At 58.4% G+C, this 12,956-nt stretch carries 15 protein-coding genes; 12 read left to right on the forward strand and 3 right to left on the reverse strand.

Annotated elements, in window-relative coordinates; translation table 11 throughout:
• The first annotated feature begins 430 nt into the window (after positions 1-430).
• From ABDW57_RS19515 to ABDW57_RS19565, 11 genes are read left to right on the forward strand one after another with little or no spacing between them, the layout of a single operon-like run.
• Complete coding sequence (locus tag ABDW57_RS19515; protein ID WP_343731842.1) at positions 431-985, forward strand: hypothetical protein; 555 nt, start codon at positions 431-433, stop codon at positions 983-985.
• The gene (locus ABDW57_RS19520) at positions 978-1,502 is read left to right on the forward strand and encodes a hypothetical protein (protein ID WP_343731843.1); all 525 of its coding nucleotides are present in this window, start codon (positions 978-980) and stop codon (positions 1,500-1,502) included. Before ABDW57_RS19515 ends, ABDW57_RS19520 begins: the two co-directional genes overlap by 8 nt.
• Before the next feature lie 3 nt (positions 1,503-1,505).
• Complete coding sequence (locus ABDW57_RS19525; RefSeq protein WP_343731844.1) at positions 1,506-3,860, forward strand: cohesin domain-containing protein; 2,355 nt, start codon at positions 1,506-1,508, stop codon at positions 3,858-3,860.
• A 5-nt stretch (positions 3,861-3,865) separates the two neighbouring features.
• Positions 3,866-4,360 (forward strand): prepilin-type N-terminal cleavage/methylation domain-containing protein, encoded by a 495-nt coding sequence (locus ABDW57_RS19530; RefSeq protein ID WP_343731845.1) that lies wholly within the window; start codon positions 3,866-3,868, stop codon positions 4,358-4,360.
• A gap of 1 nt (position 4,361) precedes the next feature.
• The gene (locus ABDW57_RS19535) at positions 4,362-4,733 is read left to right on the forward strand and encodes a prepilin-type N-terminal cleavage/methylation domain-containing protein (RefSeq protein ID WP_343731846.1); all 372 of its coding nucleotides are present in this window, start codon (positions 4,362-4,364) and stop codon (positions 4,731-4,733) included.
• A gap of 2 nt (positions 4,734-4,735) precedes the next feature.
• Positions 4,736-5,227: a type II secretion system protein gene (locus tag ABDW57_RS19540; protein WP_343731847.1), complete on the forward strand. Its 492-nt coding sequence runs from the start codon at positions 4,736-4,738 to the stop codon at positions 5,225-5,227.
• Positions 5,224-5,646, forward strand: coding sequence for a type II secretion system major pseudopilin GspG (gene gspG, locus ABDW57_RS19545; RefSeq protein WP_343731848.1), 423 nt, complete (start codon positions 5,224-5,226; stop codon positions 5,644-5,646). Before ABDW57_RS19540 ends, gspG begins: the two co-directional genes overlap by 4 nt.
• A gap of 15 nt (positions 5,647-5,661) precedes the next feature.
• Positions 5,662-6,843, forward strand: coding sequence for a type II secretion system F family protein (locus tag ABDW57_RS19550; protein ID WP_343731849.1), 1,182 nt, complete (start codon positions 5,662-5,664; stop codon positions 6,841-6,843).
• Positions 6,844-6,851: 8 nt separating this feature from the next.
• Positions 6,852-8,498 carry a GspE/PulE family protein gene (locus tag ABDW57_RS19555; protein WP_343731850.1) on the forward strand — a complete coding sequence of 549 codons (1,647 nt, stop codon included), beginning with the start codon at positions 6,852-6,854 and terminating at the stop codon, positions 8,496-8,498.
• A complete protein-coding gene (locus tag ABDW57_RS19560; RefSeq protein ID WP_343731851.1) occupies positions 8,479-9,237 on the forward strand; it encodes a hypothetical protein in 759 nt (252 codons plus the stop codon). Before ABDW57_RS19555 ends, ABDW57_RS19560 begins: the two co-directional genes overlap by 20 nt.
• Complete coding sequence (locus tag ABDW57_RS19565) at positions 9,237-9,752, forward strand: hypothetical protein (protein WP_343731852.1); 516 nt, start codon at positions 9,237-9,239, stop codon at positions 9,750-9,752. The genes ABDW57_RS19560 and ABDW57_RS19565 overlap by 1 nt, the downstream gene beginning before the upstream one ends.
• 226 nt (positions 9,753-9,978) lie before the next feature.
• Here ABDW57_RS19565 and ABDW57_RS19570 read toward each other — a convergent pair whose 3' ends face one another.
• The 3 genes from ABDW57_RS19570 to ABDW57_RS19580 form a co-directional block, all read right to left on the reverse strand.
• Positions 9,979-10,503, reverse strand: a complete 525-nt coding sequence (locus tag ABDW57_RS19570; RefSeq protein ID WP_343731853.1) for a PEP-CTERM sorting domain-containing protein — start codon at positions 10,501-10,503, stop codon at positions 9,979-9,981.
• 123 nt (positions 10,504-10,626) lie between these two features.
• The gene (locus ABDW57_RS19575) at positions 10,627-10,902 is read right to left on the reverse strand and encodes a zf-TFIIB domain-containing protein (protein WP_343731854.1); all 276 of its coding nucleotides are present in this window, start codon (positions 10,900-10,902) and stop codon (positions 10,627-10,629) included.
• A gap of 1 nt (position 10,903) precedes the next feature.
• Positions 10,904-11,869, reverse strand: a complete 966-nt coding sequence (locus ABDW57_RS19580) for a TerC family protein (protein ID WP_343731855.1) — start codon at positions 11,867-11,869, stop codon at positions 10,904-10,906.
• A gap of 111 nt (positions 11,870-11,980) precedes the next feature.
• On the opposite strand from ABDW57_RS19580, the gene nhaR reads away from it, so the two are divergent.
• Positions 11,981-12,877, forward strand: a complete 897-nt coding sequence (gene nhaR, locus ABDW57_RS19585; protein WP_343731856.1) for a transcriptional activator NhaR — start codon at positions 11,981-11,983, stop codon at positions 12,875-12,877.
• The last annotated feature ends 79 nt before the right edge of the window (positions 12,878-12,956 follow it).

A 12,956-nucleotide genomic window follows, 5' to 3' on the forward strand; every position in this document is an offset into this window, starting at 1 on the left:
CGTGGCGTTTTGACGCCCAAGGTCCGCCCAGACCACCGGAATCTGCACACAAAGCGCCTCAAAGGACCTGGAGCCTGGGGTGATCAGCAGCCGATCCGCTGCCCATGTCGCTATTTTTCAGCGCCACGTCCGGGATCTCTAGTTATTCGAGGTGCCCAACACAGAGGGAGCGGGGCAGATACGGCACAGTTACTGAGGCAGATGCCGTTTTGCCTCTCGAGTTCAGGCTTGCGGCTCCGCGCTCGGACTGCTGTGCGAGTCCAAGTCGCATGCAACTCAACAGGCCGTTGTTTTAATCCCAACCCGAGTTGCGTTGAGTTACGGCGCAATGTAAGCTGGCAAGGTTTTTAATTGATTTATTTCTAACCGTGATCGGTCGCAGTCATCGGTGAGCCCTGTCCGGGATTCGCTGGCGGCAGTTTGAATTTGAATGATGGCCTCACCGATTTTTTCCTTTTGCTCATTTCACGCTGCCCGCCTGTGGCGTACTCAACCACGGGTATTCTCCGCAGTCGCTGCGTCCTTGGTGGTAGTGTTGCTGAGTGCTTTCGTGTTCTTCCAGCAATGGCAGCAGGCCGACGCCGCAATGAGCAAGCTGCAGCAACTGGCTTCCGAGGTTCGGCGCAAGCCGGTTGCGGTGGTATCCGAAAAAAAAGTCAGCGTGGCAGCGCTTGACCTGCCGTCATTTTCAAGCGCGGAGCTGGTGGACACGATTAATCAGGTTGCGCTCGATACCGGTATACCCGTCAACGAGGTTTCCTATCGCCTCGATGAAGGTGCTAACTTTCCTTATTTGCGCTACCGCGTGACGCTGACGATCACGGCAAAGTACCCATTGATGCGCGGCTTTATTGATCAGGTGGCGACGAGTCTGCCCCATTCGGCCTTGGACGAGGTCACCTGTGCGCGAAATGATATCCAGGCCGCGATGCTGAATTGCGATCTCTCGTTTTCCGCCTTTTTCCGCAAGGATGGGCATGGATAAGGCTGCAAAGTTGCGCTGGGCTTTTTTGCTCACCGCGTTGATCGGGACGCTCGCTGCCGCATTTTACCCCGTCGATGACCGGACCTTGCCGAGCGCCCCGCCATCCGGGCCGGCCCCTGTTCAACCGCACCTATTGGTGACGCCGACGGCGCCAGGTAAGGTCATTGAGGACGATGACTCCGCGGGCGACCCGGATCCATTTGCTCCACGCGGTTGGCAAGCCGCGCCAACTCCATCGCCTGTAGCGACTACCGTGCAACCTGTTACTGCCGTGTCCGCGGAGCCGGCGCCACCACCGGGGCCGCCACCGCTGCCGTTCCGGTTTGTCGGCAGCCTCAAGGATGGCAATGACCAACTTGTGTACCTGGCGCGCGGTGACGAGGCAATGGTCGCTCGCATGGGTGAAGTACTGGAGGGTACTTACAAGGTCACGCTTATTAGCGCCACTCACATGGAATTTGAACACGTGCCCACCGGCCAGAAGCAGGTGCTGGCCTTCCCACTTCGGGATAACTGATTTATGCGCCAACTGATGACACTTCATTTTCCTATTTCCTATCTTGCACTGGCGATGTGCCTGCTGCTGGCCGGCTGTGCGGCGGACTTGAAACACCGCGAGGGCATGAAGTCCATGGAACGGCGTGATTATGCCGCAGCCGTCAAACAACTCGCAGAGGCGAGCGAGATGAAGCCCGGTGATCATGAGTATCGCAAGGACTGGTTGCGTGTCCGTGAAATGGCCACGGGAAAATTGCTGGAGGAGGCGAATAACGCTTTGCTCGATCAAAAGGTGGCCGAAGCTGAGCGTGCCTACCGCACCGTTTTGAAGTACGACCGTGATAATGCGCGCGCGCAGGCTGGTCTGGAGCAGGTGGAACGCCTCGGGCGAGCCAACGAAGAGGTTGCGCAAGCTGGAGAAGCATTCAAGCGGGGTGAGACCGCGCAGGCGTACGAGTTGCTGTCCCGGGCACTTAAGAATGCCCCTAACCACGTCGCGGGGCGCGCGCTCAAGCGTGAGATCGAGACCTTGCAAGCACAAGAGATGCTGGTCGTGCCTAGCTTGGGTGCGATGTACAAGCGGCCGATTAATTTGGAGTTCCGCGACGCCACTATCAAGATGGTGTTCGATGCCTTGTCGCGCACGACTGGCATCAATTTCATTTTTGATCGTGACGTGAAGGGCGACCAGCGCACGACCGTTTTCTTGAAACAGACCACGCTGGACGATGCCATCGACGTGATCCTGTCGACCAGCCAGCTGGACAAGAAAATCCTCAACGCTAGCAGCGTGCTCATCTATCCAAATACGCCGGCCAAGAACCGCGAATACCAGGATTTGATGGTGAAGGCTTTCTACTTGTCGAACGTGGAAGCGAAGCAGGCGGCAAACTTGCTGAAGACGGTGCTTAAAATCAAGGACGTGTTCGTCGACGACAAGTACAACATGCTGGTCTTGCGCGAGAATGCGGAAACTATCGTGCTGGCTGAAAAGTTGATTGCCTTGCATGACTTGGAGGAGCCAGAAGTGATGCTGGAGGTCGAGGTATTGGAAATCAATCGCTCGCGCCTGCTCAATCTTGGGGTGCAATGGCCCAACCAGCTCACGGTTGCTCCGCTCACGAACTCCGGGGCCTTGCCCAGCACCGGTACGAATGGTAGTTCGGCAATGAAGATCAGTGATCTGAAGGCGCTGAACTTGGATACCTTGGGCATTACCATGCCAAGCGCGACCTTCAATTTGCAAAAGACTGACGGCGATGCCAATTTGCTTGCCAATCCGCGTATCCGCGTGCGTGATCGCGAAAAAGCCAAGATCCTGATCGGCGATAAGGTGCCGGTCGTTACCACTACCAGCAGCGGTACGTTTGTAACCGAGAACATCCAGTACCTGGACGTTGGTCTCAAGCTTGAAGTGGAGCCGGATATTCATTTGCGCGATGAGGTGGGACTGAAGGTGGCGCTCGAGGTGAGTTCGCTGGTATCGAGCATCAAGACCAGCAATGGCTCCTCGGCTTACCAGATCGGCACGCGCAATTTCAACAGCGCGTTACGGCTGCGCGATGGCGAAACACAGGTCCTTGGCGGTTTGATCAGCGATGAGGATCGTTCGTCGGCAAACAAGATCCCGCTGGTGGGCGAGTTGCCGATTCTTGGGCGGTTGTTTGGGAGCCAGAACGACAATCACCAGAAAACTGAGATCGTGCTGTCCATCACGCCGCACCTGGTCCGGAATATCCGGCGCAAGGATCCGGCTGCCGAGTCGTTCTGGTCCGGTACTGAAGCGAGCTTGCACAACCGCCCTTTGCAGCTGCGTAATTTCGATGCGGTTGCCGCCGCCACGGCTCCCAAGCCAAGTCAAGCTGCCCCGGCCGGGGGCGCGGTCCCGCCGGCTGGCAATGCCGGCGGCGAATCTATTCCGCCTGTCGCGCCTGCATCGCCGGTTGCACCAGCTGCGTCTAACGCGCCCAAACTTACGTGGGCAGGTCCTGCGCAGGCTAAGGTGGGCGAGGTGGTGACGCTGACCCTGGATATGGCCAGTCAGGAGCAATTGCGATCTGCATCGTTGCAATTGGGCTTCAATCCTGCCGAGTTCGAGGTGCTCTCTGTGCAGGAAGGCGACTATTTTGGCAAGACAGGAAAAGGGAGCTTTAGTCAGGCAATCGATAATCGTGGTGGCCGTGCCTCTGCGAGCGCCAATGCCAGTGACCCAGCTGGCGTCAAGGGAGCTGGCCGTATGTTGACCATCACGGCACGGGCGCTGGCACCATCACAAGAGGCGACGGTCAGCCTGATGAGCATGATGCCCGTTGGTGGACAGCGCGCGGTCAGCCGCCCTGGCTTGCCGCTGGTGCACCGGATCACGATAGCGCGCTAAGCACGATGATGCGTATCCCGTTCCTTCAGCACCGCAGCCGTGGCTTCAGTTTGTTAGAGCTGCTCGCCGCTGCTGCCATCATTGGACTGCTCGCCAGCGTAGCCGTGCCTTTCGTCGAAACCACGGTCAAGCGGCAGAAAGAGCGCGAGTTGCGGACTGCCTTGCGCGAGATCCGGCAAGCGATCGATGCGTACAGGCAGGCGGTGGCGACGGGGCACATCGAAACCAAGCTGGAACTGAGCGGCTATCCTCCTAGCCTGACCGAGCTGGTGGGCGGCGTTACTGACTTGGCAAACAAGAGTGGCCCGAAACTCTATTTTTTGCGGCGCATTCCGCGCGATCCGTTTGCCACGGACCCAAGCGTAGCGGCAATCGACACTTGGGGTAAGCGCAGCTTTGCCTCCGAGCCCGAGACGCCGGTGGCTGGCGACGACGTATTCGATGTCTATTCGTTGTCTGCCAAGACGGGCCTGAACGGCGTTCCCTACCGGGAGTGGTGAGATGCGCAACCGTGGATTTACCATGATTGAATTGCTGGTAACGCTGGCGATCGTAGCGATGATTCTGACGCTGGCGGTGCCACGCTATTTCGGCAATGTCGACCGTACCAAGGAAGAAGTACTGAAGGAAGACTTGTTTATTTTGCGCGACGCGATCGACAAGTATTACGCCGACAAGAATGTTTACCCCAAGGAGCTGAAGGATCTGGTAACAGAGAAGTACTTACGCGGCATTCCGGTCGATCCGTTCACCCAGAGTGCGGTCAGCTGGGTGGTCGTGCCTCCCGATGATCCGTCGTTGGGCGCTGTGGCCAATGTGCATAGTGCCGCGCCGAACACAGCGCGCGACGGTACCTGGCTGAAGGACTGGTAGCAATGCGCCGCCCACAAGGATTCAGCTATGTTGTTGTGATGTTCCTGGTCGCGTTGGTATCGCTCGTCTCGGTGCGGGCGATGGAGAACACCCAGATGACCCTGCGCCGGGAAAAAGAGGCCGAGTTGCTCATGGTCGGGCAAGCCTATCGCAATGCCATTCGTAGTTATTACGAAAACTCACCGGGTTCGACGAAAACTTATCCGCAGAGGATAGACGGCCTGGCCCCCCTGGTCAATGACGCCGGGCGGACGACTCGGCCGCAGCGCCATCTGCGTCAGTTATGGCGAGACCCCATCACCGATAGCAAGGAGTGGGGACTGGTCTACGCCGGCGACAATGTGATCGGGGTTTACTCGCTCTCGACGTTGGAACCGATCAAGAAAGATGGCTTCCCGCCGGAGCTGGCCAGCTTTAAGAATGCGAAGACTTACTCTGCCTGGCGGTTTATTTACCAACCGGTAGCGGTGGTCCCGCCGCCGAAATCGCCATGAGTGTACCCAAACGCGGAGGAGGATTCACCTTGCTAGAGCTGCTGGTGGTGATCACGATCATCGGCATGCTGGCAGCTTTCGTGGCGCCGCGCTACTTCAGTCAGATCGGCAAATCGAAATCGCAGATCGCACGGGCACAAATCGAAGCTTTCGACAAGGCGCTGCTGCAGTTCCGACTCGACACCGGTCACTATCCGAAGAGCGAGATTGGCCTGGTGGCGCTATTTGTCGAGCCGCCGGATGAACCGTTGTGGCGTGGTGCTTACCTGAGCGAACAGCTACCGCTGGACCCATGGGGACATCCGTATATCTATCGTATGCCCGGCGGCGAAGGGCGCGATTTTGAACTCTTGTCTTTCGGCGCGGATGGCCAGCCAGGCGGTGGCGGTGAAGATGCCGACGTGACTAACTGGAACTAAATAGGGATACGAGGGATGCGATTTCGTGCCAAGGTATTGAACAGCGCCATGCAAGTGGAACTGGTCGACATTGATGCCTCGTCACCGGATGAGGCGAGGCGAGTTGTTGCCTCAACTGGTGCGCGCCTGCTCGACCTGCGCGCCGTAAGCGGCACGAGGCGTCGTGCTTCACAGAAGGCTTTCAACTTGTCGATCTTCAATCAGCAACTCTGCTCGTTGTTGGAGGCTGGGCAAACCGTGGTCGATGCGATTGAAGTGCTAGGTCGCAATGACAGGCGTGGCCGTCACCGGGCAATCTATGACACGGTCCTGCAGGGATTGCAGCATGGTAACCAGTTGTCAGATGCGATGGCCAGCTTGCCCTCGGTATTTCCGCCACTGTATGTGGCCATGGTGCGCTCCAGTGAAACCACTGGTACGGTGCGGGTGGCAATTCGTCGCTTCATGCAATACCAGCGGCAAATCGACGAAATACGCGGCAAGCTGGCAGCCGCGGCGACGTATCCAGCGGTGCTGCTCGGGGTCGGCTTCTTGGTCATCTCGTTCTTGATGCTGTACGTGCTCCCGCGGTTTAGCGCGGTCTATGATGATGCAGGTTCGTCCCATCACGGGGAGGCTGGGTTTGTGCAGTTGTGGGGCACCTTCGTCCGCGAAAATACCACGCTGGCCTGGGGCAGTTTTTTCATCTTTTGCGCCACGGTGCTAGCGCTGGTCCTTCATCCTTCAGTTCGCAACTGGGTGTATCGCCGCATGCTGGTGACGCCATGGATCGGCGAGAAAGTCTGGGTGCTGCAGTTGGCGCGCCTTTACCGCACACTGGGCATGCTGTTGAGTAGTGGCGTTAGCGTCCTGGCTGGCATGCGCATGACCCAGGCGTCTTTGCCTGAGGCCATGCAGTCCGATTTGACAAAGGCGGTGCAGTCAGTCAGCGAGGGCAAGGCGATGTCCAGCGCAATGGGCGACGCCAATCTCAGCACGGACATTGCTCAGCGGCTGTTGCTGGCCGGTGAATCGTCCGGCAATTTGGCGGAGATGATGGAGCGTATCGCTGATTTTTATGACCAGGAGACCGCGATCTGGATCGACGCGGCGGGCCGATTGATCGAGCCTGCGCTGATGCTCGGTATAGGCTTCATCGTCGGCGCCATCGTGCTGATGTTGTATAGCCCTATTTTTGACTTGGCCAATATCGTATGAGTTCCTCCATGTTGAGTTTGCAAATATTATCCGAGGTGCAGGTCAACGCCATGCCGGCGTTGACCTGGCTTGAGCGCTTGTCTGAACAGCTCACTACGTCTCATGAAGCTGCGCTGGCTGCAGTCGCGGAACTACTGGCTTATCCCTTGTTGTCCGCAGAACGCGTGCATGATCTGGAGCCTGCTTTCGAACTGGCTAGCTACGCAGAGATGGCCAGTCGCTTGCTGGTAGTGGGCAAGACCAGTGACGGCCGCGTAGTCGCGGTGCTTGGCCTGCCGCTCGATCCGCGCAACGGCGCCTGGCTGGCGCGCTTGCCGATTGAAGAGATCTACCTCGCGGATCCGGTAGTGGTGCAAGCCAAGCTTGAGGCTCATGAGTCGGGCTTCAGTGCAGTTGCCGATGCCGTTGGCGTGGACGAAACAATTGAACTGGTGCGCGACGCCAGCGCTGACTTGACCTTGACGTCGATCCAGGGCGAGGTCAGTCCGGCCGTGCGCCTGATCAATTCCACGGTGTTCGATGCGCTACGTCTTGAGGCCAGCGATATTCACCTTGAATCGCTTCCACAGGCACTGGTCATCAAGTTTCGGATCGACGGTGTGTTAAACCGCATAGCCACGGTCAACAACCCGGCGCTGGCCGAGCAGGCGATTGCCCGTCTCAAGGTACTGGCGGAGCTCGACATCGGGGAAAAACGCGTACCACAGGACGGGCGCTTCCGCGTTGCTGCAAAAGGGCGCGATATCGATATTCGTGTCTCGATCATGCCGAGTATTCACGGCGAAGATGCCGTGCTGCGGGTGTTGGACAAGAAGGCCTTGATCGACAGCGTGCAGCGATTGACGCTTGACTCGCTGGGGTTTGACGGGCAGACGATAAAGCTGTTGCGCAGGCTGGCCGCGGAGCCCTACGGCATGATGCTGGTCACGGGCCCCACAGGTAGCGGCAAAACGACGACCTTGTATGCGGCACTCACCGAGATCAACCAGGGGGAAGACAAATTCATCACGATTGAGGATCCGGTCGAATACCAGTTGCCTGGTGTGCTGCAAATTCCCGTGAACGAAAAGAAGGGGCTGACGTTTGCCGTGGGCCTGCGGTCGATCTTGCGCCACGACCCGGACAAAATCCTGGTGGGGGAAATCCGCGATCCGGAGACAGCACAGATCGCTGTTCAATCTGCGCTGACCGGCCACATGGTTTTTACATCGGTTCACGCCAACAATACCTTTGACGTTATCGGCCGCTTCATGCACATGGGCGTCGATCCGTATAACTTCGTGTCGTCCTTGACGGGCGTGGTTGCGCAGCGCTTGCTTCGACAAAACTGCCCGCATTGCAATGTCCCAGTGGAGGTAGATGCGGCCTTGCTGCTCGAATCGGGGATTCACGATCCAGAGACGTTCAGTTTCCACGCTGGTAGCGGCTGCGTCCACTGCCGCAATACAGGGTACAAGGGGAGGCGCGCTATCGCGGAGGTGTTGAGGCTAACGGATGAAATCCGCGAAATGATTGTCGCGCGTGCGTCTATCCGGGCCCTGAAAGAGCAAGCGCGTAAAGAGGGAACGCGATTTTTGCGTGATGTCGCGCTCGACCTTGTGCGCTCGGGGCGGACCACTTTGCAGGAGGTAAACCGTGTTACGTTTGTGGCCTGATACCGTGCAATTGGGCTTGTTCCCAGATTGTTGTTGGCTGACGCGCAGCGGCATGGATCTTCAAATACCTGGCGATGTCCAGCCGGTGCTTGATGCGCGCAATCTTTTAGTCTCGCTCGAGGCCACACTGGCAGCCCATGCTGACGTGCTGCGTAGCGGTAGCCGCGTGGACATCGTTGTTTCTGATAGCGTTGCCATGACCGCAGTGTTGCCATGGCAGGAGCACTTGAGGGCACCTGCAGAATGGCAGGCCTATGCGCAGGCGTGCTTTGAGCAGCAAGGTCTTGAGGTGACTGGCGATTGGACCGTGCAAACTGCATTCCGCCACCATCGGGCTGCGGGCTTGGCCTTCGCCGTGCGCACCGACTGGTTGAATCAATTGCTCTCCGTTGTGCAACAAGCCGGGCTGCGGCTGCGCACTCTGCTGCCGCTATCCGCGGCGGCGTACTGGCGCTTCCGCCCATCGATGCGGACTCACCAGACCATGCTGTTGATCAGGGAGCATCAGCGTACCACGGCGCTGCGTTTTTCCGACCGTGGTTTGCAAGCCTTGGATATCGAGCCGGTCATCGCGTCCTCCGTTTCGTGTGAGCGCCTGATTAAGCGCGTGCAGGCCAATCACGGCCCGATTTCTAATGTGCATCTTTGGGACGCCTGTAAAAGTGGCGCGGCCGATGATGTCTCCGCCTGTCTGCCAGACGTTGATCTGACAGTTTTGCCGCGCGATTGCTGGAGTTAATGTTGAACCCTCTTACTGACTACATGCTGCCGAGGCCACGCTATGTGGGACCGGCGATTTGCTGCTGCATAGCGATGCTTGGCTTCTCGGTGTGGGTTACAACACAAGCCTATATGCAGTACCAGCAGCGGATGCGCATCAATCTACGTTACGAGGCGCTGCTGGCGGCGCAAGTTGTACTGCCGCCACCCAAAATCAATCCGTCCGAACTAGAGGATCAGAAAAAATGGTTGGCTTTGAAAGCAGAGCGTGACTTTGCTTGGTCGGCAATTTTCTCCGCCATCGAGCGAGCGAGTTCAAAAGAAATCGAATTGCTCGAGTTTGTGCCAGCGAAACAGGAGTTCACGATGTCTTTGCGGGGCGAGGCGCACGATACAGAGGCACTGATCGATTTTCTTGCGGCGCTGTCCAGGCAGCCAGCACTTCAAGCTGTGCATCTCACCCGTCAAAAGAAAAAGGTGAGAGGGGCATTGGAGACCATTGAGTTTGAGCTTCACGGAACGATCATTCACTAAATATCATTTAATCACTTACAAAAAAGCTGATCTTTAACAGCTCGGCGGTTTAACTGGGAAGTCAGCTTCACTTACACACCTGCGGCAGCTTGCCGAGCGCGTCTGCACTTCTAAATGGTATCCGCAGTGTCTTGGTCATTCGTTCTACTCCGCATTGCACGCATCTTATAAAGATAAGATGAATGCTGATAGCGGAAACCGGCGCCACACAGGCGCCGGCGGTGTGTCACGCAGCAGTGCGTTTGCGGCGAACTGCGAAGCCGAGGATGCCCAGCCCGGCAAAGAGCATGGCGTATGTTTCAGGTTCAGGAACGGCAGCAACCGAGACTGCCAGCGTCGCCGCGCCAAGCTGCGAATCAAGGGACCGGACATACCAGCCGAAGTTGTCGCCCGAATGCAGGGAAACGGAAACAGTTCCATTGGTGGTGATCGGGCCGTAGATACCGACGGGGGAGAGCTGGTACATCTGGCCGTTCAGCAGGTAGCCTGCCGGATCGAAATCGGCGCCATCCTCATCGTACGATGTGTAGGTGTAATTGAACGTTAACAGCTGATCGGCATCGATCACCCCGGTGTAGGTGGTGAGTGAAACGCGGGAGCCGATGGCGTTCGCTCCCGTCAGGGTGAAATCGGGGTAGGCGCCGCTGAGGGTGCCGTTACCAACATCGTTATACAGCGTGTAGGTGGTCGCGTTTGCGGCGGCGGCAGAAAAAGCGAGCGCGAGTACTGCTGATTTCAAGATTGTTCCCATTCCATTCTCCTCGTAAATGACCTCAGGTAACCGCTTTGCTTCACCTAGTACCGGACGGGATTGCTTTCTTTGAATGTAAAAATGACATTCTATCCGATATCCAGCTGCACATCGTCGCCATCTTCAATCAAAGTCAAAGATATCGGCCAAGAAGCCCTCGCGTTTCTTCTTGTGCTGCGGGTAGTGACCATGGCCGGAGTGCTGCTGCTGGTAGCGCGGGTCCGGCATCCGTGGCGGGGGCGCGGCCATCGGCGCGGCGCCGCCCACAGAGCGCTCGATGATCTTGTCTAGCTCCCCGCGGTCCAGCCAGACGCCGCGGCAATTCGGGCAGTAGTCGATTTCGATGCCTTGGCGCTCACTCATGACCAGGGCGACGTTCTTGCAGACTGGGCAATCCATTTCATTCTCCTTTCGTCTTACGGGTTGAATACAGGCTGGCCACCACGCTACCGGCGATCAGCGTGACCACCACCGTCAGCGAGATGTGCACCGGCACGTGGATCCACGGCAGCAGCAGCATCTTGGCGCCAATGAAGCACAGCACCATGGCCAGGCCGTACTTGAGCAGGTGGAAGCGGTTGGCCACGTCCGCCAGCAGGAAGTACAGCGCACGCAGACCCAGGATCGCGAACAGGTTCGAGGTGAACACGATGAACGGATCGTTGGTGATGGCGAAGATCGCCGGGATCGAATCCACCGCGAAGATAACGTCGGTCGCTTCAATCAGGATCAGCACCAGCAGCAGCGGCGTGACATAGCGCTTGCCGTCTTTCCAGACGATGAATTTCTCGCCATGGTCGCCCTCGGACACCGGCAGCGTGCGGCGGGCCAGTTTCAGCACCGGGTTGTTTTTCACGTCCGGTTCTTCGTCCACGGCCTTGAGCATGCGCACGCCGGTGTACAGCAGGAAAGCGCCGAACAGGTACAGCACCCAGCTGAATTCGCTCACCACCCAGGCGCCGGCCAGGATCATGACGGCGCGCATCACGATTGCGCCCAGCACGCCGTAGATCAGCACGCGACGCTGGTATTCCGGCCGCACCTGGAACGCCGAGAAGATCAACAGGAAGATGAACACATTGTCGACCGACAGCGCTTTCTCGATCAGGTAGCCGGACAGGAATTCCAGCGACTTTTGCTCGGCCAGTTCCGGGCCGACCGTCCCTTGCAGGTACCACCACAGGCCGCCGTTGAAGGCCAGTGCCAGCGAGAACCAGCCAAGCGACCACAAGCCCGCCTCGCGGGCCGATACCTTATGGGCCTTGTTGCCGCCAAAGACCCACAGGTCCAGCGCCAACATGACCAGCACAAAGGCGATGAAGCCAGCCCACATCGGGCCGCTGGCGATGCTTTCTATTCCATTCATGGTTGTTCTCCGGCTTCAGATTGAAATGACAAGGGCTCATGATAGGAGCGCACGATACATCGCACAATTCGAATATACTTGATTAATTCATCCAAAAAATCGATGTATAAAATGTCCAAGCTCAACTACAAGCACTTACGTTACTTCTGGATGGTGGCACGGTCGGGCAGCATTGCCAAAGCCGCCGAACAGCTGCACCTGACACCGCAATCGGTTTCCGGCCAGCTTACCGAGTTTGCCGAAACCCTGGGCGTGGAGTTGTTCCGGCGCGTGGGCCGGCGGCTGGAGCTGACCGACACCGGCAGCCGCGTGTTGCGCCACGCCGACGATATCTTCAGCGCCGGCGACGCCTTGCTGGACCTGGTGCGCGACCAGGCCGCAACCCAGGTCAGCACCTTCCGGGTTGGCGTGTCGGATTCAGTGTCAAAGGCGGTGGCGTGCCGGCTGGTGGCGCCGGCCCTGGCGCTGGACCAGCCGACGCGGCTGGTGTGCCGCGAAGGGCGGTTGTCGGCGCTGCTGGCGGACATGGCCGTGCACCGGCTGGATCTGATCATCACCGACCGCGCCATGCCCAGTCACCTGAGCGTGCGCGCCTATAGCCATTTGCTGGGCGAGAGCGAACTGGGCGTGTTTGCCACGGCGGCGCTGGCCGATACGCTGAGCGGTCCCTTCCCGGAATGCCTGAACCACGCGCCGCTGCTGTTGCCGGGCGAAGACGTGGCGGTGCATGCCCGGCTGATGCAGTGGCTGCACACCCATGTGCCGCGTTTGCGCGTGGTGGGGGATTTCGACGACAGCGCCATGATCAAGGCGTTCGGCCAATCCGGCGCCGGCCTGTTTTTCGCGCCGGCGGCGATTGCGTCGGCCATCTGCGCCCAGTACGGGGTAATCATGCTGAGCACGATTCCAGCGCTGCGCGAGCAGGTCTATGCGATTACCACCGAGCGGCGTATCAGCCACCCGGCCACGCAGGCGATCCGCCAGGCGGCGCGTGAAGCGCTGAACTAGGCGCCGCGTCAGGGCATGGCTGATCGCGGCCGTGCGCAGCGTCCGCGCCCGTCTTCCAAAAAAAGCAACATCAATCTTA

Source organism: Duganella sp. (genome assembly GCF_039595735.1).
Lineage (GTDB): Bacteria > Pseudomonadota > Gammaproteobacteria > Burkholderiales > Burkholderiaceae_D > Rugamonas.